The sequence below is a fragment of the Nonlabens sp. Asnod3-H03 genome (genome assembly GCF_045063665.1).
Taxonomy (GTDB): Bacteria; Bacteroidota; Bacteroidia; order Flavobacteriales; family Flavobacteriaceae; genus Nonlabens; species Nonlabens ulvanivorans.
The window spans coordinates 339,823-359,487 of the sequence record NZ_JBEFOD010000008.1 but is presented as its reverse complement, the minus strand read 5'-3'; the positions used below and the strand labels follow the sequence as shown (position 1 = coordinate 359,487).

General features: G+C 35.8%; 20 protein-coding genes. 16 read left to right on the top strand and 4 right to left on the bottom strand.

Features of this window, described 5'->3' with window-relative positions:
* Positions 1-20 precede the first annotated feature (20 nt).
* The 13 genes from ACJJVI_RS04825 to tsaB all read left to right on the top strand — a co-directional run bounded on the left by ACJJVI_RS04825 (position 21) and on the right by tsaB (position 11,484).
* On the top strand, positions 21-1,019 hold the full coding sequence (locus tag ACJJVI_RS04825; protein ID WP_036583680.1) for a cytochrome c oxidase subunit 3: 999 nt from the start codon (positions 21-23) through the stop codon (positions 1,017-1,019).
* Positions 1,020-1,036: 17 nt separating this feature from the next.
* Positions 1,037-1,444 (top strand): cytochrome C oxidase subunit IV family protein, encoded by a 408-nt coding sequence (locus tag ACJJVI_RS04820; protein WP_036583682.1) that lies wholly within the window; start codon positions 1,037-1,039, stop codon positions 1,442-1,444.
* 59 nt (positions 1,445-1,503) lie between these two features.
* The gene (locus tag ACJJVI_RS04815; protein ID WP_397302026.1) at positions 1,504-2,208 is read left to right on the top strand and encodes a membrane or secreted protein; all 705 of its coding nucleotides are present in this window, start codon (positions 1,504-1,506) and stop codon (positions 2,206-2,208) included.
* Complete coding sequence (locus tag ACJJVI_RS04810) at positions 2,201-2,902, top strand: SCO family protein (protein ID WP_405350763.1); 702 nt, start codon at positions 2,201-2,203, stop codon at positions 2,900-2,902. The genes ACJJVI_RS04815 and ACJJVI_RS04810 overlap by 8 nt, the downstream gene beginning before the upstream one ends.
* A gap of 2 nt (positions 2,903-2,904) precedes the next feature.
* Positions 2,905-3,432: a DUF420 domain-containing protein gene (locus ACJJVI_RS04805; RefSeq protein WP_405350761.1), complete on the top strand. Its 528-nt coding sequence runs from the start codon at positions 2,905-2,907 to the stop codon at positions 3,430-3,432.
* Positions 3,433-3,434: 2 nt separating this feature from the next.
* Entirely contained in the window at positions 3,435-3,647 is a 213-nt protein-coding gene (locus ACJJVI_RS04800) for a hypothetical protein (protein ID WP_042244814.1), read from the top strand.
* A gap of 96 nt (positions 3,648-3,743) precedes the next feature.
* Entirely contained in the window at positions 3,744-4,445 is a 702-nt protein-coding gene (locus tag ACJJVI_RS04795; protein ID WP_036583693.1) for an ABC transporter ATP-binding protein, read from the top strand.
* A complete protein-coding gene (locus tag ACJJVI_RS04790; protein WP_036583695.1) occupies positions 4,438-5,685 on the top strand; it encodes an ABC transporter permease in 1,248 nt (415 codons plus the stop codon). Before ACJJVI_RS04795 ends, ACJJVI_RS04790 begins: the two co-directional genes overlap by 8 nt.
* 1 nt (position 5,686) lies before the next feature.
* Positions 5,687-6,946, top strand: coding sequence for an ABC transporter permease (locus ACJJVI_RS04785; RefSeq protein ID WP_405350756.1), 1,260 nt, complete (start codon positions 5,687-5,689; stop codon positions 6,944-6,946).
* 16 nt (positions 6,947-6,962) lie between these two features.
* On the top strand, positions 6,963-8,132 hold the full coding sequence (locus ACJJVI_RS04780; RefSeq protein WP_405350753.1) for an efflux RND transporter periplasmic adaptor subunit: 1,170 nt from the start codon (positions 6,963-6,965) through the stop codon (positions 8,130-8,132).
* A gap of 56 nt (positions 8,133-8,188) precedes the next feature.
* On the top strand, positions 8,189-9,517 hold the full coding sequence (locus ACJJVI_RS04775; protein WP_036585263.1) for a TolC family protein: 1,329 nt from the start codon (positions 8,189-8,191) through the stop codon (positions 9,515-9,517).
* 4 nt (positions 9,518-9,521) lie between these two features.
* Complete coding sequence (locus ACJJVI_RS04770) at positions 9,522-10,793, top strand: efflux RND transporter periplasmic adaptor subunit (RefSeq protein WP_036583703.1); 1,272 nt, start codon at positions 9,522-9,524, stop codon at positions 10,791-10,793.
* A 1-nt stretch (position 10,794) separates the two neighbouring features.
* Positions 10,795-11,484, top strand: a complete 690-nt coding sequence (tsaB, locus tag ACJJVI_RS04765; RefSeq protein WP_042269058.1) for a tRNA (adenosine(37)-N6)-threonylcarbamoyltransferase complex dimerization subunit type 1 TsaB — start codon at positions 10,795-10,797, stop codon at positions 11,482-11,484.
* Between the two features lies 1 nt (position 11,485).
* On the opposite strand, the gene ACJJVI_RS04760 is transcribed toward tsaB, so the two are convergent.
* The 3 genes from ACJJVI_RS04760 to ACJJVI_RS04750 all read right to left on the bottom strand — a co-directional run bounded on the left by ACJJVI_RS04760 (position 11,486) and on the right by ACJJVI_RS04750 (position 13,524).
* Entirely contained in the window at positions 11,486-12,178 is a 693-nt protein-coding gene (locus tag ACJJVI_RS04760) for a hypothetical protein (protein ID WP_042244800.1), read from the bottom strand.
* Positions 12,179-12,290: 112 nt separating this feature from the next.
* Entirely contained in the window at positions 12,291-12,491 is a 201-nt protein-coding gene (locus ACJJVI_RS04755) for a dodecin family protein (protein WP_036583709.1), read from the bottom strand.
* Positions 12,492-12,615: 124 nt separating this feature from the next.
* Complete coding sequence (locus ACJJVI_RS04750) at positions 12,616-13,524, bottom strand: NifU family protein (RefSeq protein WP_042269056.1); 909 nt, start codon at positions 13,522-13,524, stop codon at positions 12,616-12,618.
* A 144-nt stretch (positions 13,525-13,668) separates the two neighbouring features.
* On the opposite strand from ACJJVI_RS04750, the gene ACJJVI_RS04745 reads away from it, so the two are divergent.
* The 3 genes from ACJJVI_RS04745 (at position 13,669) to ACJJVI_RS04735 (ending at position 18,552) form a co-directional block, all read left to right on the top strand.
* Positions 13,669-16,932 carry a choice-of-anchor L domain-containing protein gene (locus tag ACJJVI_RS04745; RefSeq protein ID WP_405350746.1) on the top strand — a complete coding sequence of 1,088 codons (3,264 nt, stop codon included), beginning with the start codon at positions 13,669-13,671 and terminating at the stop codon, positions 16,930-16,932.
* A gap of 17 nt (positions 16,933-16,949) precedes the next feature.
* Entirely contained in the window at positions 16,950-17,951 is a 1,002-nt protein-coding gene (locus tag ACJJVI_RS04740; protein WP_036583716.1) for a type IX secretion system membrane protein PorP/SprF, read from the top strand.
* A gap of 73 nt (positions 17,952-18,024) precedes the next feature.
* On the top strand, positions 18,025-18,552 hold the full coding sequence (locus ACJJVI_RS04735; RefSeq protein WP_405350742.1) for an RNA methyltransferase: 528 nt from the start codon (positions 18,025-18,027) through the stop codon (positions 18,550-18,552).
* On the opposite strand, the gene folK is transcribed toward ACJJVI_RS04735, so the two are convergent.
* The gene (gene folK, locus ACJJVI_RS04730; protein ID WP_405352603.1) at positions 18,549-19,652 is read right to left on the bottom strand and encodes a 2-amino-4-hydroxy-6-hydroxymethyldihydropteridine diphosphokinase; all 1,104 of its coding nucleotides are present in this window, start codon (positions 19,650-19,652) and stop codon (positions 18,549-18,551) included. The genes ACJJVI_RS04735 and folK overlap by 4 nt on opposite strands.
* Positions 19,653-19,665: the final 13 nt, after the last annotated feature.

Below are 19,665 nucleotides of genomic sequence, written 5' to 3'. Positions count from 1 at the left end.
ATTATTTTTAATTAAAGATTATGGATACAACAGTAGCTCCTACTGGTACCGAAGGGCAAACTTGGGGTGGTGGATCAAATCCTCTCAAGGCTAGTTATGGTAAAATGATGATGTGGTTTTTCATCCTATCGGATGCATTGACCTTTTCAGGATTTCTTGCCGCTTACGGTTTCTCAAGATTTAAATTTATAGAAGAATGGCCTATCGCAGATGAGGTGTTTAATCACTTCCCGTTTATGCATGGGACTGATGCACCTATGTTCTATGTTGCCTTAATGACCTTTATCCTTATTGGTTCATCGGTGACGATGGTTCTAGCTGTAGATGCTGGTCACCACATGGATAGGAAAAAAGTATCTTTCTATTTATTACTTACCGTTATCGGTGGTTTAATATTCGTAGGTTCTCAAGCTTGGGAATGGAAAAACTTTATTAATGGAGAATATGGTGCCGTAAAAACTAAAGGAGGAAAGATTCTTCAATTTACTGATGCCGAAGGTTCTCGTGTAGCCTTAAACGAATTTGTGACTGTAGGAGAACGTCCTGTAGAGGCATTAGGTAATAATGAAGGTATCTGGTATCAATCAGATGATCCGATAGGTTCTACTTACACAATTGATGAGGTGAGAAAAGGGTTTGCTGCAAATCCTGATTTAAGAATCAGAACACAACAACTTATTGTTAATGAGGAGACAGGTGCCTCAGAGAAGTTACTTTTATCTAGAGAAGAGTCTTTGTTTAAACTAAATAATCAAGCAGTAGGTGTGGTAGAGGGAGCAAATCTTTCTGAAAACGAATATGGAGCACCTCTATTTGCAGATTTCTTTTTCTTTATCACTGGATTCCACGGTTTCCACGTATTCTCTGGTGTTCTTTTTAATCTAATTATTTTCTTCAATGTACTATTAGGTACTTATGAAAGAAGAGGTAGTTATGAAATGGTAGAGAAAGTTGGTCTTTACTGGCACTTTGTAGATTTAGTTTGGGTATTTGTATTTACATTCTTCTACCTAGTATAATTTTTTAAGACATTAAAATGGCAGATCACGCAGCACATACTGACGGACACGCAGAACACAAATTAGAGATCTTTAGAGGTCTTGTAAAGTTCAAATCTAACACTCAAAAAATTTGGGGTGTACTTATATTTCTTTCTTTAATAACAATCGTTGAGGTTGCTTTAGGTTATATTAAACCTGACTCTTTAAACGGTCATATATTAGGATTGAAAATATTAAACTGGATATTCATCATTCTTACTTTAGTAAAAGCGTATTACATTACTTGGGATTTCATGCACATGAGAGATGAAGTAAGTGGATTGCGTCGCGCAGTAGTATGGACAGGAGTATTCTTAATAATATACCTTATTGCAATTTTACTTGTAGAAGGAGAATATATTTACCAAGTTTATAAAAATGCAGCTGTAAGTTTTGACTTCTAATGCATACTAATTGAATAAATTATTAAGGACGGTTTTTCCGTCCTTTTTTATACCTTAATATGTCAGATTTTCCAAAGGCCGAAGGAATTAAACAAACCAGCGAGTTTTCTAAAAAATTCGTTATTGTGGTTTTGTTTGCTCTGCCCTTAGTAGCATACCTCTTCTTTCTTAATGGTGAGCATCACTTTGAGACATTACCTGTTGTTACAGAAAATGTGCAGGAAATCGATCAATTTGAAATAATTCAAGGAACGGCAACACAACTTAAGGATAGTGTTACAATCATTACTTTTTTAGGAGATAATCCTTATGAGCGTTTAGGTTACGTCTCTAACCTTAATGAGAAAATATACAAGAAATTCCACGGCTTCAATACTTTTCAAATGATCAGTATAATTCCAGAATCTGGTGTGGATGATATAGAGCAAATTGTAGAGCAAATGGGTGAAACAACCGATCTGCAGGATTGGCACTTTTTAAAAGGTAACCATCAACAAGTTCAGGCTCTTTATAACAGTTTTAAAACAGATGATGTTTTAAATAAAGATTTATCATCAGACTATGCTTTTGTTATCGACTTAGATAGGAATTTAAGAGGTCGTGATGATGATGATATTGAAGAAGATGGTGTTGTTTATGGTTATAATACAAGAACAGCAGCACAACTCAATAAAAGAATGATAGACGATATGCGTGTATTACTTGCAGAATATCGATTTGCTTTCAAAAAAAATAGAGATCAAAAAATTCAAGAAGATGAGTAAGTCTAAGGATACTCCATATTACATAGGGCTAGGGATAATCATCCTCATATTTGGTTATTTTGCGGTAACTAACGTAGTACACTACATCAATAAAGATAAAGTCGTGGATAGTAACCGCTCTGAAGATCGAGCGCCAGTGGCAGATAAATTTCTTAAAAAATTTAATACAGTTCCTGATTTTGAATTTGTAGATCAAAATGGTGATACCATTACCAATGAATCCTTGAAAGGAAAAGTTTATATAGTAGATTTTTTCTTTACATCTTGTCCTACTATTTGTGCACCTATGAGTCATAATTTAAAAACGGTTCAAGATGAATTGAAAAGCCATCCCGATTTCAAGATTTTGTCCGTGAGCATAGATCCAGATTATGATAAACAACCAGTCCTTAAAAATTATGCAGATCGTCATGATGCTATAGACGGATTATGGCACTTTGCTCGTGGAGATAAAGAGGCTACTTTTAAGCTCGCAAGAGAAGGCTTCAGTGCCTATGTGGGAGAAAGTCAAGACAGCCTAATAAAATTTGAGCATAGCGGTAATTTTGCTTTAGTAGATAGAGAAGGTAAAATACGCTCTCGCAAAGACGCCTATGGCAATTGGATGATGGTATATAATGGTGTTGAAGAAAATGGTATTGCACCACAATTGAAAGAAATTATACAAGACGCACAAACTCTTTTAAATAAGTAATTATGAGTACGCTAGAAAAGAACGGACCGGCAATTATAATAACCATATCAATATTAGTACCTCTTGTGGTGGTGCTATTGATGTTAATGCCAGAGAGGTATAACTTCCTAGGTGTTGAGTCAGGATTATTTCCTCTATTTCACGCAGTGATTAATGGAATGACTGCACTATTATTATTTACGGGTTTTAGGTTAATTAAAATTGGAAACAAAACGGCACATAGAAAAGTGATGACTACAGCTTTTGTTCTATCTGCGATATTTTTAGTGAGCTATGTGATTTCCAAAATCAGTAATGAGCCAGTGCCATATCCAGAAGATGCGTCGTTCAGGTTTGTTTACTTATTTATCTTATTAACACACATCGTGCTGTCAGGTATCATTTTACCCTTAGTGTTATATACCATGTATTTTGCCTGGACTCAAAAATTTGAAAAACATAAGAAAATTGCTCGTTGGACATTTCCTATATGGATGTATGTTGCAATTACAGGTGTTTTGGTTTATTTATTCATGTATCCATATTATTAGAGATGAAAAAAATATTATTATTTCTTATCGTCCTTTTTTATTCCGCTTTCGCGAAAGCGCAATGTGCTATGTGTCGTGCAGTAATTGAAAGTGGTGGAGATACTAAAGCTGCTGAAGGCTTGAATAATGGAATCACGTATTTAATGATTTTCCCGTATATCTTAGTAGGTGGGATCATTTATCTCGTTTATCGTTCAACGACTAAAAAAAGTTGAATTAACATTTAATTATCATTTATTGCTGTAACATCTTATGAAATTTAGGGTCTTAGTAATTAAGCTTGCTTTATAGCTCGTTTAGAAACACTAGCCATGATTGAAATAAAGGACCTGCATAAATCCTACAGCACAGGAAATAACTCACTTCACGTACTTAAGGGAATTAATTTTTCTGTAAAAGAAGGTGAGTTAGTATCTATAATGGGTTCCTCAGGATCTGGTAAATCTACCTTACTTAATATTTTAGGTATGCTGGATGAAGCAGATCATGGAAGTTATACATTAGATGGAGTCCCTATTAAAAACCTTAATGAAAAGCTTGCGGCACAGTATCGCAATAAATTCTTAGGTTTTATTTTTCAATCGTTTAATCTAATTAATTATAAGAACGCTATAGATAATGTGGCCTTACCGTTGTATTATCAGAAAGTAGGTCGTAAAGAACGTGATGAGCGTGCCATGCATTACCTTGAAAAGGTAGGTCTAGCAGACTGGGCTAATCACTTACCTAATCAATTGTCTGGTGGTCAGAAACAACGTGTGGCAATTGCGAGAGCACTGGCCAGTGATCCTAAAGTATTACTAGCAGATGAGCCTACAGGAGCCTTAGACACTAAAACTTCTTACGAGGTCATGGACCTTATTCAAGGTATTAATGAAGAAGGTCGTACTATTCTTATCGTAACGCATGAGCCTGACATCGCTCAAATGACTAAGCGTATTGTAAATCTTAAAGATGGTTTAATCATAGATGATACTATGGTTGATCAGGTTAAAGCACTGTCGCATGTTTAATATCGAACGCTGGCAAGAGATTTTTGAAACCATACGTAAGAATAAATTGCGTACATTTTTAACGAGCCTTTCTGTCGCATCTGGGATATTCATTTTAGTCATTTTACTAGGGTTTTCATCTGGTATACAGAATGGTGTGAAATCACAATTTGAAAGTGATGCAACAAACCGTATTCAGGTAAGTACTAGAGTAACTACAAAAGGGTTTAAGGGTCTTAATCCTGGTCGTCGTCTTCAAATGACTAATAAGGATTATGAAAATTTGAATCAAAAATATGAGGATCAGATTGAATATAAAACGAGTTTATATAACACATGGGGTGGACAGATAAATTATAAAGAAAAGCAAGGAAGCTATCGTATTGAAGGAGCTTTCCCAGATCAACAATTTATTGAAAATGCCACATTAGTAAGCGGGCGATTTATAAATAATTCAGATATCGATGGTTCGCGTAAAGTAGGTCTACTAGGATATCAGATGAAACAAGATTTGTTTGGAGACGAAGAGGCTGTAGGAGAAACTATTATACTCAATAATAATATTAATTTTACGGTAGTTGGTGTTTATACAGATCCAGGTGGTACACGAGAGGAGACACGATTGTTCATTCCTATGACCACCGCTCAAAAAGTATTTAACGCTGGAGAAAATATCAACCGCATTGCTTATACAGTTAAAATGAGTGATAGTTTTGATGAAGCGGTTGCGTTGAGCGCTGCAATGTCTCAAAGCATTGATCAAGATTTGCGCACTAGATTTAGTGTTGCACCAGATGATCGAATCGCTGTGAGAGTTAACGATACACTTGAAGAAGCTAAGAAAATTTATGGTTTAATAGATACCATAAGAGCGGTGTTCTGGTTTATTGGTATAGGAACTATTATTGCAGGTGTGGTAGGAGTAGGTAACATAATGCTTATTATAGTCAAAGAGCGTACCAAAGAAATAGGAATCAGAAAAGCTTTAGGAGCATTGCCTTCAGAAATTATATGGATGGTATTACAAGAGGCTATTTTTATAACGAGTCTTGCGGGATTAATAGGATTGTTTTTTGGTGTTGGTTTACTGGAGTTAGTAGGTCCTCAAATTGAAGCAGACTTCATTAAATATCCTAAAGTTGATTTTGTAACATCCATAACCACGGTCATTATATTAATAGTTGCTGGTGCTTTAGCAGGTTTTATACCAGCTAGAAGAGCTGCAAATATTAAACCTATAGAAGCCTTAAGAGACGAGTAATATGTTTAGTAGAGATCGATGGAATGAAATACTTGAAGCACTTAATGCTAATAAGCTACGTACATTTTTAACTGCGTTTGGAGTATTTTGGGGAATATTCATTTTAGTAGCGTTGTTAGCACTAACAAATGGCTTAAGGACAGGTGTAACCACCGGTTTTGCAAACGGAGCGACAAACTCTATGTTCATGTGGGGACAAAGTACCTCAATGGCTTATAAAGGCCTTAATAAAGGTCGTCCTGTACAATTTAAATTAGAAGATGTTGAAGCGCTCAAACAAAATATTCCTGCATTACAATATGTTTCACCTAGATTACAATTGGGCGGTTTCCGTGGTGCTAACAATGTAACCAGAAATGAAAAAACTGGCGCCTTTGGAATCTATGGAGATTATCCAGAATATATTCACCAAGAGTACATGGATATTATTAAAGGTAGATGGCTCAACTACTCTGATATCAATGCAAAAATGAAAACCGCAGTGATAGGAACTGATGTTGTTAAATCTTTATACGATATCGGTGAAGAGCCTATAGGGACCTATATTAAAATTAATGGAGTCAACTTTAAAGTAGTCGGTGTATTTCAAAATCCCAATACACAAGGTGATAGTGAAGAAGAGGCAAACAATATATTTATACCATTCACCAGCTTTGCAAACGCATTTAATACTGGGAATAATGTAGGTTGGATGGCTATCACGGCATATGATCACACAAGTATCACCTCATTAAAGCCTCAGGTTTTATCTATCATGAGAGAACAACGAGGTGTTCATCCAGATGATCAAAGAGCGATTGGGAACTTTGATAAAGCAGAGATTTTTGCTCGCTTTACTGGGCTTTTCGATATTTTAGGTTTTGTAGGCTATTTTGTGGGCGCACTGGTTTTACTTTCTGGAGGAATAGGTATCAGTAATATCATGCTTATAGTGGTAAAAGAACGTACTAATGAGATAGGTGTACGCCGTGCCTTAGGCGCATCGCCATGGGATATCAAATCACAAATCTTACAAGAATCACTAGTGTTAACCATTGTCTCTGGATTAGCAGGTATTGCTGCTGCTGCAGGATTAATTTGGGTCATGAATTATATATTAGATCAAAGTGGACCCGTAGAAAACTTTGCAAATCCTAGTGTAAATATTACCGTGATTATCATCGCGCTTATCATTTTAATCATCGCAGGATTACTCGCTGGATTTATACCAGCATCACGTGCTACTCAAATGAAACCAGTAGACGCTTTAAGAACCGACTAATAACTAAGTAACCATAATGAAACGTACAGGAACCGTAATTACATTGATCATCATACTGCTACTTGCAACAGCAGGGATTTTTTACATCTATCAAAAAGATTTAGAAGATCCTATCACTTATACCACTGAGCAGCCTACTAAGGAGACGATCATCAAAGAAACAGTCGCTACAGGTAGTATTGTACCTAAAGAAGAGGTGAATATTAAACCTAATATTTCTGGAGTGATCGATAAAATCCATGTAGAGGCAGGTGACTTTGTTAAGGCAGGAGATTTAATAGCAGACATTAAAGTCGTGCCTAATGTTTCATCTTTAACTAATGCAAAAAACAATATCTCTGGAGCTAGAACTGCTGTAGAAACTGCAAAACTTGCTTTAGATAATCAAAAAGCTATCTATAACAGACAGAAAACTCTTTTTGATAAAGGAGTTATCGCCGCAAATGAATTTGACCTGGCACAGAATGCTTACAATAACGCACTTCAACGTTTAAAGCAAGAACAAGTAAATCTTACCAGTTCACAGCAAAACTATGATATCATTAGAACAGGAACAACCGCAGGATTGGGTAATTATGCACAAACCGCTATACGTGCTACTGTATCTGGTATGGTGCTAGATGTACCGGTAAAAGAAGGTAATCAAGTTATCGAGGCAAACAACTTTAATGAAGGAACATCTATCGCAGTAATTGCAGACGTTAATAAAATGATATTTGAAGGTAAGGTAGATGAAAGTGAAGTAGGTAAAATTAAAGAAGGTCTGCCATTAGAGATTACCGTGGGAGCTTTTGATAATAAGAAATTTGATGCCGTGCTAGATTATGTTGCCCCTAAAGGTATCGCAGAGAATGGAGCCATTCAATTTGCGATAAAAGGAACTCTTAAAGCAGCCCGAGACTCCACCTTTATTAGAGCAGGTTTAAGTGCAAATGCGAGTATAATACTGGATAAAAGAGATCAGGTTTTAAGTATTAAAGAAGCTCTAGTTCAATATGATCCAGAAACTAAAAAACCTTTTGTAGAAGTGGCAGTCGGTGATCAAGAATTTGAAAGACGTGATATAGAACTAGGATTAAGTAACGGTATCGATGTTGAAGTCCTTTCTGGAGTAAATGAAGGTGATAACATTAAAGTTTGGAATGCTCTTAAAGCACCTACCGGTCGTGGTGGATACGGCGGATAAACTTTTTTGTAACATTTTAATAGAAACACATACATATCATATAGGAAGTTATGAGAATGAAAAAAATTATCATCTGTAGTATTGCAGTTTTAAGTTTCGCTTTCGCGAAAGCGCAACAAACAAAATCATGGACTCTTCAAGAGTGCGTGAATTATGCAATAGAAAACAACATCAATATAAAGCAGGCAGATTTAAATATCGAGCAAGCACAACTAGATAAAAAGGATGCCTTAGGTGCTTTCTTACCTAGTCTTAATGCGAGCGCTAGTAATTCATGGAATACAGGTCTTACACAAAACGTAGTTACTGGTGTTTTACAAACGCAAACAACACGTAACTCGTCCTATGGAATTAATTCTGGTGTAACGTTATTCAATGGTATGCGTAACGCTTATCGTCATCAACGTGCAAAAATGAATATTCTAGCCACTCAATACAGTGCAGAGCAGTTAGAGGACAATATTTTATTGAACGTAGCTAACAGTTATTTAAACGTTCTTTTCAATAAAGAAAATTTAAAGCAATTAGAAACACAACACCAGTTAACTGCAAAGCAATTAGAGCAAACACAACAGCTAGTAGATGCAGGTTCACTTCCACGAGGAGATGTATTAGAAGTGCAAGCTACATTTGCAAATGAGGAACAGCAAATCCTTGCAGCCCAAAATAATGTGGTTATCTCTCGCATCACTCTTGCACAAATTTTAAACTTAGATGACTTTAAAAACTTTGACGTTGCAGATCCTGATTTGAGTGATCCTTCGGCACTAATTTTAGATCAAGGTGCAGATGGTATTTATGACGCAGCTACTAAAAATCGTTTTGAAATTAAAATAGCAGAGCAAAATACCGCTCTTGCAGAACAAGACTTGAAAATTGCTAAAGGTGCGAGACTTCCAACAGTTAATGCCTTTTTCAACTACAATACTCGTGAGAGCGATCGATTAAATCTAGCATTCTTTGATCAGTTATCATTAAACGATGGTATATCATACGGACTAAGTTTAAACCTTCCTATATTCAATGGTTGGTCGGTTTCTAATAATGTTAAACGCAGTAAGCTCAATGTAGAGAATAACCGTTTACAAGAAACTCAAGCAAAACTAGATTTAAAACAAAATATTTATCAAGCATATAACGATGCTCAAGGTTCAAGACTGACTTATCAAAGTGCTCAAAAAGCATTAGAAGCAAGAGAGCTAGCATATGAATATGCACAAGAACGCTATAATGTTGGGTTAATGAATGCCTTTGACTTTAACCAGTCGCAAACACAATTGACTAATGCGCAAAGCAGTCTACTGCGCAGTAAATACGACTACATCTTTAAACTTAAAGTTCTTGAATTATTTACAGGAATTGCACCAGAAGATTTAAAACTCTAAAACCATGAAAAAACCATTACTTATTATATTAATCCTTATTGGAATAGCTGTCATCGGGTACTTTGGACTCAAAGCTGTTGGTGTAATAGGTGGTAAGGATAAAGGGAAAACGGTAGAAGTAATGTCCATTGAAAAAATGGACATCATAGAAACCGTAAGTGCGACTGGTAAAATTAAGCCAGAGATTGAAGTAAGTATCTCTCCAGAAGTTCCTGGTGAGATTATTGAATTACCTATAAGAGAAGGACAAGCTGTTAAAAAAGGAGATCTTCTAGCACGTATCAATCCAGATTTATTACAATCTAGTGTTAGTCGTTCTCGAGCTGGACTCGCAAATGCTAAAGCTGGTTTTGAACAGGCAAAAGCATCACTGGTTGAGGCAAAAGCAAATTATGGTCGTAGTGCTACCTTATTTGAGAAAGGTGTGATCTCACAATCAGATTTTGACGCGGCTATCGCTGCATATGATAGGGCAAAAGCATCTGAAAGATCTGCTTATTTTACGGTACAAAGTGCAGGAGCAACTGTAAATGAAGCATCAGATAATCTAGGTCGTACAAGTATATATGCACCCATGACAGGTACCATATCGTTACTTGCCGTTGAGTTAGGTGAGCGTGTGGTAGGAACTCAACAAATGGCTGGTACAGAGTTACTACGTGTTGCAGATCTTTCGCAAATGGAAGTTGAAGTAGATGTTAATGAAAATGACATCGTTAAAATTGCTGTAGGCGATAAAGCTATTGTAGAAGTAGATGCTTATTTAAAGAAAAAGTTTGAAGGTGAAGTAACTGAAATTGCAAACACGGCTACAGGCCAGCTGTCTGCAGATCAGGTTACTAATTTTAAAGTTAAAGTACGTATCCTTCCAAAATCCTATACAGATCTTACAGAAGGTAAGCCAGAGAATTACAGTCCGTTTAAACCTGGAATGACAGCTACCGTTGATATTATCACACGAGAAAAGAAAGACGCTATTGCGGTGCCTATAAGTTCTATCGTTGTGAAAAATGATACTACTGAAAATAAAAGACGCTCAGATATTGAGTTAGATGCTGAAAAGTATGAGTGTGTTTATGTAAAGTCTGGTGATAAAGCAAAACTGCGCGTGGTTACTACAGGTATACAAGATGATAAAAACATCGTAATCCTTACCGGTCTTAAAGAAGGCGAAGAAATTATTACGGGACCATATCGTACCGTTACTAAAGAGCTTAAGACTGGTGATCTCATCAATACTGAGAAGAGTAAGGAAGAAACTGTAGAGAAAGAATAATATGGCGCTCATTCTTTGTGTAGAGACTTCTTCTACAAATTGTTCAGTAGCACTGGCTAGTGATGATACTAGTGTCACAAACGCAAATTCATATCAGGTAGCACATTGTGCTGATTTTATAGAAGATAATAGCTCTAGTTATTCTCATGGAGAACGTTTACATGTTTTTATAGATGACTTACTTAAGCGCAATAACTTAACCGTTCAAGATCTAGACGCCATAGCCGTTAGTGAAGGACCAGGTTCCTATACCGGTCTACGTATCGGTGTTGCTAGTGTAAAAGGCATGTGTTATGCTTTAGATATTCCTATGATTGCGATCAATACTTTAGAGTCTTTAAGCTTGCAAAATACGTTACCAAGTGATTATACTATCGCCATGTTAGATGCAAGACGTATGGAGGTTTACGCTTCAGTGTATCAAGGTAAAGAGCTTGTAGAAACTACTAAAGCGGTTGTATTAGATGAAGATTCTTTTTCTCGCTTTCGCGAAAGCGGAACCATTACTTTCATAGGTACTGGTGTAGAGAAATTTGAGGATCTGATTAAAGAACCTGCACATCGATATGTAACTTCTAATCCTACAGCAATAACGATGTGCGATACTGCTCTTTTAAAGTATAAAAAAAGCGACACTGTTGATGTCGCTTATTTTGAACCTTTTTACCTTAAAGAGTTTAAGGCAGGATAGATTAAAGATTATAATAATAAGATAGAACTTTCAATAGAGACTTACCATCTTCATTAAAATCTAAATCTTCTGTTTTAATAAATGACTTAACTAATTTTTCATTTTTTTTATCAGAAATAGATCTAAGAATACGCTTTTTATGGTTTTCTACCTCAGTTAAATGATTCTCCTTATTTAAAATAAAATAAGCAGTGGTAGTTATTAACTTAGGTTTGTCCGCTTTAGCATAACCAGTGTTGTACGCTTGTTGAGGTTCAATAAGAGTTTTACCATGCTTAATCAATAATTTTTTATCGGAATCAATGTCGCCAACAATTTCATAATATCCATCATGCTCATTGCCAAAGTCAAAATATTGAAATGTTTTACCATTTAATTTAATGACTAATTCTGGATTACGGGTAAGGTACTTATCATCTACAGTTGTCTTTGATGTAGAAAAAAGAAATGAGTCTGAATAGATGTCATATTTGAGAAAAAATCCTTGAGATTGTCCATCAATTTCTAAAGAACCCATAACATATTCATCATTGAGATATCTAGTTCCTTTAATTTCATTATCAAAGTTTCCAGCTTTTAATTGAACACCACTTTGAAAAACTTCAAAGTTAATTCCGGTAGTATAAGCATCTCCAACTTGTGCATCAATTAAAAGTGAACAAAGAATGAATAGAGCTAAAAATGTATGTTTCATAGTTTTTGATTTTACATTGTTTGAACAATAATTATACCAATAGAGTCGTATTATTACTTTGAATTAAGACTTATAATATTTAATAAGGTTTAATCTATATTTTTGAAATATTTTACTTTACTTCAAAAGTAATTTTTACATTCACTCTGTATTCAGATACTTTTCCGTCTTTTACTTGAGCGCTTTGCTCATTTACATAGACAGATCTTATATTTTTAACACTCTTTGAGGCTTGTTCTACCGCTTTATTAGTTGCGTCTTCCCAACTGCTATCACTATTTGCTAATACTTCAATTACTTTTAAAATTGCCATAATTATATCTTTTTAAATTAATTAGATTCAAAAGATAAGTAAAATTTTAAAATCGATTTTAAAATCAGCTAGCTAAAAACATAACTGGATTAATAACAAATTTTAAAGATGATTGACAGATTTATTAGCCATTTATAGCCATCACTCGATCTACCTTACCAGGTAACATATCACGCAACATTGTTTCTATACCGCTTTTCAAAGTCATGGTAGATGATGGGCAACCGCTACAGGCACCTTGTAAAATAACCTTTACCTCTTTAGTGTTTTCATCATAACTGTCAAAGACGATGTTACCACCATCACTCGCTACAGCAGGTTTGATGTACTCATCTAGTATTTCTACCACTTTTTTAGAGACATCATCTAGATTTTCGAATTTAGGTAGCTCTATGTTTTCACCTTCTTTTTTAACTGTTCCGGCTTCATGTTTTGAAGATCCTATCTCAGCACCATTTTCTATAGCTTCTTTAATAAAAGAACGTATTTCAAAGGTTACTTCATCCCAAGATGCAATATCATGTTTCTGAATGGATACATAATTCTCATCGGCATAGATTTCTTTTACAAAAGGGAAATTATATAATTGACGCGCCAGTGTGTTGTCTGCCGTGTCAGCAATGGATTTAAATTCTGTGCTATTCACTACTAGCTTCTTATTAGCCACAAACTTCATTACTGAAGGATTAGGAGTAGCCTCAGCATACACGGTTACCGGAACTTTCTTTTGTGTACTTTCTATATTTAAAAGCGGTGCATCACTATTCAAGTAATTTTCTATTTGCTCTTTTACTTCATCTTGTACGTCGCTCCATTCAATAATGTCATAGCGCTCTATAGCTATAAAATTTTGAGTGATATAAACGGTTTTTACAAACGGTAAATAGAATAATTGCTGCGCTAGCGGTGATGGTTTTGCGTCATCAATGTTCTTAAATTCATAGCTTTCATTTTTAACTAGAAAATGATTGCTTTCAAATTTAATGATCGCCTCATTAGTAGTAGGTGTAATAGTAATTGTATGTGAATCCATGATCGTTCTCTTATAAGCTACAAAGATACGATGCGTCATGTAGATAGTAACTTAAAGAAGTCATTGATTCTATTGATAGTGTCATCTTTAAGCCGTTAAGTTATTCTTAAAACCATATATTTACTTTTTATTAGTTAAGAAGAAATGAAAAAAGCAGCCCTTTTATTACTTCTACTAGGTCTTTGTGTTTTTTCAAATGCTCAAATAATAGTAGACAATACAACTTATACCAATATTGAGCTCGTTGAAGATGTTCTTGTGAACAGCACTTGTGCAGGTGTTAGAAATATCGCCTGGAGTACCGGAGCTGGACCTAATGAAAATGGGATAGCTTATTTTCAACACAACTCTTCTGGTTTTCCTATTCGTGAAGGAATTATTCTTTCCACTGGGCATGCCCCAAATGCCATAGGGCCTAATTACGTTAATGGTATCGAGGAACCTACTTTGTCTGATCAATTAGGAACCGCTAGTGATTCAGATTTAGATAATGCTTTGGCTGGAAGTACACCTGCGGTTAATTCAACTGATGTGACATGGATGTCTTTTGATTTTGTGCCACAGGCAGGTTTTATGTCTTTTGAGTTTTTGTTTGCTAGTGAAGAATATGATGGAGGTTTTGAATGTACTTTTTCAGATGCGTTTGCATTTCTCTTAACAGATACTGTAACAAATACAACTACTAATCTTGCAGTTCTTCCGGGCACAACTGAGCCCATTCGAGTTACAAATATTCATCCAGCAGTACCAGGATCATGCCCAGCTATTAATGAACAATATTTTGATAGATATAATATACTTCCTCAAGGTTCAACAAGTCCAACGCAATTTAACGGGAGAACAGTAGTTTTAAGAGCTCAAAGTTCTGTTGTTGCAGGTAGAAATTATACTATTAAATTGGTCATAGGAGATTCTGATCAAAGTTCTCCACCTAGTGATCGAATTTACGACTCCGCTGTTTTCATCGCAGGAGGAAGTTTTGATATTGGAGCAGATTTGGGTCTGGATAGAACTTTAGTAGGTTCAAATCCGCTTTGTGAAGGAGATCAATATACATTAGACGCATCTGTAGCTGGTGCTGCCATGAGTTATCAATGGAATCGTAATGCGGCACCAATTCCTGGTGCTACTAATGCAACATATACAGCAACCACCACAGGGAATTATTCTGTAGATATTAATTATACGGCATCTTGTAGTACGATAGCGAGTGTGTTTCTAGAATTTATCAGTCCTAATTCTTCTACACCTACAGATATGCAAGCTTGTGGTTCTGGTGGAACTGCTGTTTTTGATTTAACGTCTAAAACTTCTGAAGCTTTAGGTGCGTTAGCTGCAGCAGACCATACCGTAAGTTATTATGAGTCTCAGTCTGATGCTGAAGCTGGTATCAACCCGATTCCTAACCCATCAACTTATTCAAACACCGCAAATCCACAAACTGTATATGTACGCATAGAAGAAAACGCATTTAACTGTGCGTCTGTTGAAGAGTTTGATCTCATTATAGCAACCATATCAGCAGGAACGCCAATGGATATGATCGCTTGTGATGTTGATAATGATGGTTTCTTTGATTTTGACTTAAGTACACAGGACGCAGACATGGCAGGAACTAATGCTGCTGGATCTGTAACGGTTACTTACCACCTTACTCAGGCAGATGCAGACGCTGGTGTTAATCCTGTAGGACCAATATATACTAATACGACAACGCCAGAGACTATTTATGGTCGAGTAGAATTAAATACAGATAGTAATTGTGCAGATACTGCTAGTTTTAATTTAATTCTTAATCCTTCACCAGTCGCTCCTACAATAACAGATTTTGAATCATGTAGCACTATAGATCCTAATACTACGGTTTTCGCTTTAAGCGATAAGGATACAGAAATTATGAATGGACAAGCAAATGTCCTTGTCAGTTATTACAGCACGCAAGCAGATGCTGATATAGGTGTCAATGAGTTGCCTACTAATGGTTATACAAACACATCTAATCCACAGACTATTTATGTGAGACTCATAGACGCGCTGACTAATTGTGTTAATACAGATACAACTTTTGAACTGGTCGTTAATGACTTACCGGTAGTTATTGCGCCAGCCTTATATGATCTTTGTGATGATAATACAATTGATGGATTTACTTCTTTTGATTTGGCGACAAGAGATAGTGAAATAACTGGTGGTAATACTTCTTATACTGTTTTCTATTATGCCACACAGCTAGATGCCGATAATAGGATGAATGAATTAACTGGTTCTTACACTAATACTGTAAATCCACAAACGGTATTTGTTGTTGTAGAAGATAATGTAACAGGTTGTGAAAATTATACAACGTTAAATCTTGAGGTTATTGATGCGCCACAGGCTGCAACGGCACCAGATTTAATATTATGTGATGATAATAACACAGGTGATCTTACCGAAACCTTTAACCTGACAGATAATGAGACTGCAGTTTTAAATGGGCAAACGGGAATTACATTAACCTATCATAACTCACAAGCTGACGCAGATGCCGGTTCAAATGCTATAGGAAATCCTACGAGTTTTGATAATTCATCATCGCTGCAGACTGTTTATGTAAGAGTAGAAAACACTACTGGATGTTTCAATACAACAAGTTTTAATATTGTTGTAAATGAAGTGCCAGTCCCACAAATGTTTGATTTGTACTATTTATGTCTTGATGGTAACGGTAATGTTTTAAACACAGATAATTCACCACCTACATTAGACACGACATTATCAGTTACAGGATTAAGTTTTAGCTGGTCGTTAGACGGTAATGTGTTGCCAGCTGAAACAGGTGCGACACTTACAGCTACTATGGTAGGAATGTATACGGTAACAGCTACAGATACGACTACAGGATGTAATAGTTCTCAAACTACAGAGGTAAGACAATTAGGTCCGCCAGATAGTTTTGGTGCCGAGGTAACATCTCGATATTTTGATGAAGTTCATAGAATAGAAGCCTTTGCTCAAGGACCTGCAACACAATATATTTTTAGCGTTGATGATGGTCCATGGCAATATAATGGCTTTTTTGAGGACGTTACACCAGGACCGCATGTGGTATTTATACAGGATTTAGACGGTTGTAACACAGTAGAAATCCCTATCGATGTCATCGGTTATCCACGCTATTTCACGCCTAACAACGATGGTTACCATGATACTTGGAACATCATTGGAATTAACAATGAACCTACTACAAAAATTTATATATTTGACCGATACGGAAAACTGCTTAAACAAATGAATCCTTCCGGTATAGGATGGGATGGTTTTTATAATGGTCAACCGTTACCATCATCCGATTATTGGTTCCAGGTGGAATACATAGAAAACGGAAGCAATAAAACATTTGGTGGACATTTTGCGTTAAAGAGATAGAATAGACTTAATAGAACATGAGAAAAATTTTAATTGTACTGGCACTAGCGTTTAGCAGTCAGTTTGCGTTAGCTCAAGAAGGTGTACCAGTATATCTGGATTACTTAACAGACAACTATTACTTGTTACATCCATCGATGGCAGGTGCCGCTAGTTGTGGTAAAGTTAGGTCTACTATCAGACAGCAGTGGTTTGATCAAGAAGATGCTCCTAATTTACAGACACTCAGTTTTAATACAGCAATAGGTGAAAATAGCGGTATTGGAGCTATTCTATTTAATGATAAAAATGGTTATCACTCTCAAACGGGTGGATACATTTCATATGCTTATCACCTACAAATAGGTGGTGGATTTGAAGACCTTAATAGACTTTCTTTTGGTGTAAACGTAGGTCTTGTTCAAAGTAGATTAGATGAATCTGATTTTGACCTAACAGACTTCGATCCAATCATCACTGGAGTTTTAAGGTCTGATTCTTACTTTAATGTAGATTTAGGTGCTTCTTATTTCTATAAAGAATTTTATGCACACTTCACAGTGAAGAATGCTATCTTCCAAAATCGCGAAATTTATTCTGAAGGTTTTGAAAGCACTAATCAACGTCGTTACATCGCGACATTAGGATATCTTTTTGCACCACGTAATTCAAAATGGCAATGGGAACCATCTTTCTTATATCAACGTACAGATCGTACTGAAGAGCAGTTTATGGATTTCAATGCAAAAGCATATTATGACTTGAGCGACGAGAGTGTGCTTTATTTAGGAGCTTCTTACCGTCAGAGTTTTGATGGAGCAGAGTTTGTAAATGGAACCAGTATCCAAGAACAAAACCTTTCTTTACTTTCTCCATTATTAGGGATTAAGCACAAGAATTTTACATTTGCTTATACGTATAGCTACCAGTTTGGTGAAATTAAATTTGCCAGTGGTGGATTCCACCAGATTACTTTAGGAATTGATTTCTTATGTACTAAAGATAGATGGAGTTGTAACTGTCCTGCAGTGAACTTATAATACTATTTATATTCAAACTAAAAGGACTGTGAAAGCAGTCCTTTTTTAGTTTCAAAAATATTTTCATCTTGATATGAGAAAATTACTTAATGAAGAATTAGGCCGGTTGTCGGTAGATCGCTTCCGCGAAAGCGATAAAACACCGCTCATCATTGTATTAGATAATGTGCGCAGTCTCAATAATATTGGTTCTGTTTTTCGTAGCGCAGATGCTTATCGAGTAGAAAAAATATATCTATGTGGTATCACAGCGCAACCACCACATAAAGATATTAGAAAAACGGCACTGGGCGCAACAGAAACGGTAGCTTGGGAATATCGTGAGCACACCATTGATGTAATTAAAGAGCTTAATGAGCAAGGTGTAACTACTTGTGCTGTTGAACAAGCAGAAGATTCAGTCACTTTGCGCGGTTTTAAGCCATCTACTAAAAAAGTAGCTGTAGTGATGGGTAATGAGGTGAAAGGTGTTCAACAAGAGGTTGTAGACGCTTGCGATACTGTCATTGAGCTAGAGCAATATGGTACAAAACACTCCTTAAATATCTCAGTATGTACAGGAATTGTAATCTATGATTTGTTCTATAAACTCAACTCTTAAATAGCTGAGGTAATTTGTTCCAGTACTTTTAAATAATCTTCTTGATTATTTACAAAATCAAGATCTGTAACATCAATAACTTTAATTTTTAAATCCTGTTGAGATCTTATAAAATCTGCATAACCTTGCTGGATTTGAGATAAGTAACTGGCCTCGATGTTTTGCTCATAATCACGACCACGCTTTTTTATATTTTCTAATAAACGATCTTCTGTCTGATATAAATAAATGTATAAATCTGGTTTTACCAGCTCTTTATACATCATATTAAACAGCCTTTTGTACAGAGAGTATTCTTCTTTTTCAAGGGTTATTTTACTGAAAATAAGTGATTTGATGACGTAATAATCTGCAACTGTAAAATCTGAAAATAGATCTTGTTGTGCGACGTCATCACTTAATTGTTGATAGCGATCTGCGAGAAAAGACATCTCAAGCGGGAATGCATACCTTTCGGTATCTTCATAAAATAGAGGCAGAAATGGATTGTCTGCAAATCGTTCTAGGACCTGTTTGCCATTAAAGTCTTCAGCAATTTTATGAGATAAGCTCGTTTTCCCAGAACCTATGTTTCCTTCAATGGCTATAAAATTGATATTAGTTATAGGATAACGCTTTCGCGAAAGCGGAATCTCAAAGCTAACCTTGCTGTCTAATGACTCTAAGGAATCTGTAATTTCTTGTATACTCTTTTTTAATACTGGATGATATACTTTACCAGCTATGGCAGCAAGAGGCTGCATTACAAATGAACGTTGTTCCATTCTAGGATGCGGCACTTGCAATGAATCAGTATTGATAATTTGATCATCAAATAGTAATATGTCTAAATCTATAACACGATCCTCATAAGTATCACCGCTTCTAGGAACGCGACCTAGATCACGTTCAATCTGTTGTAATATGATGATGGTCTCTAGTGGGTTTCTATGACTGTGAACTAATATACAAGTGTTTAAGAAATTCCCGCCAGTAAAACCTGCTGCAGGCACTTCATAAACCGGAGCCGTTTTAATAATCAAGCCCAGTGTGCTCTCAATAAGTCGTGCGGCATCAAGAAGATGCTTCTCACGATCTCCTAGATTACTACCTAAAGCAATGAATATCTTATGG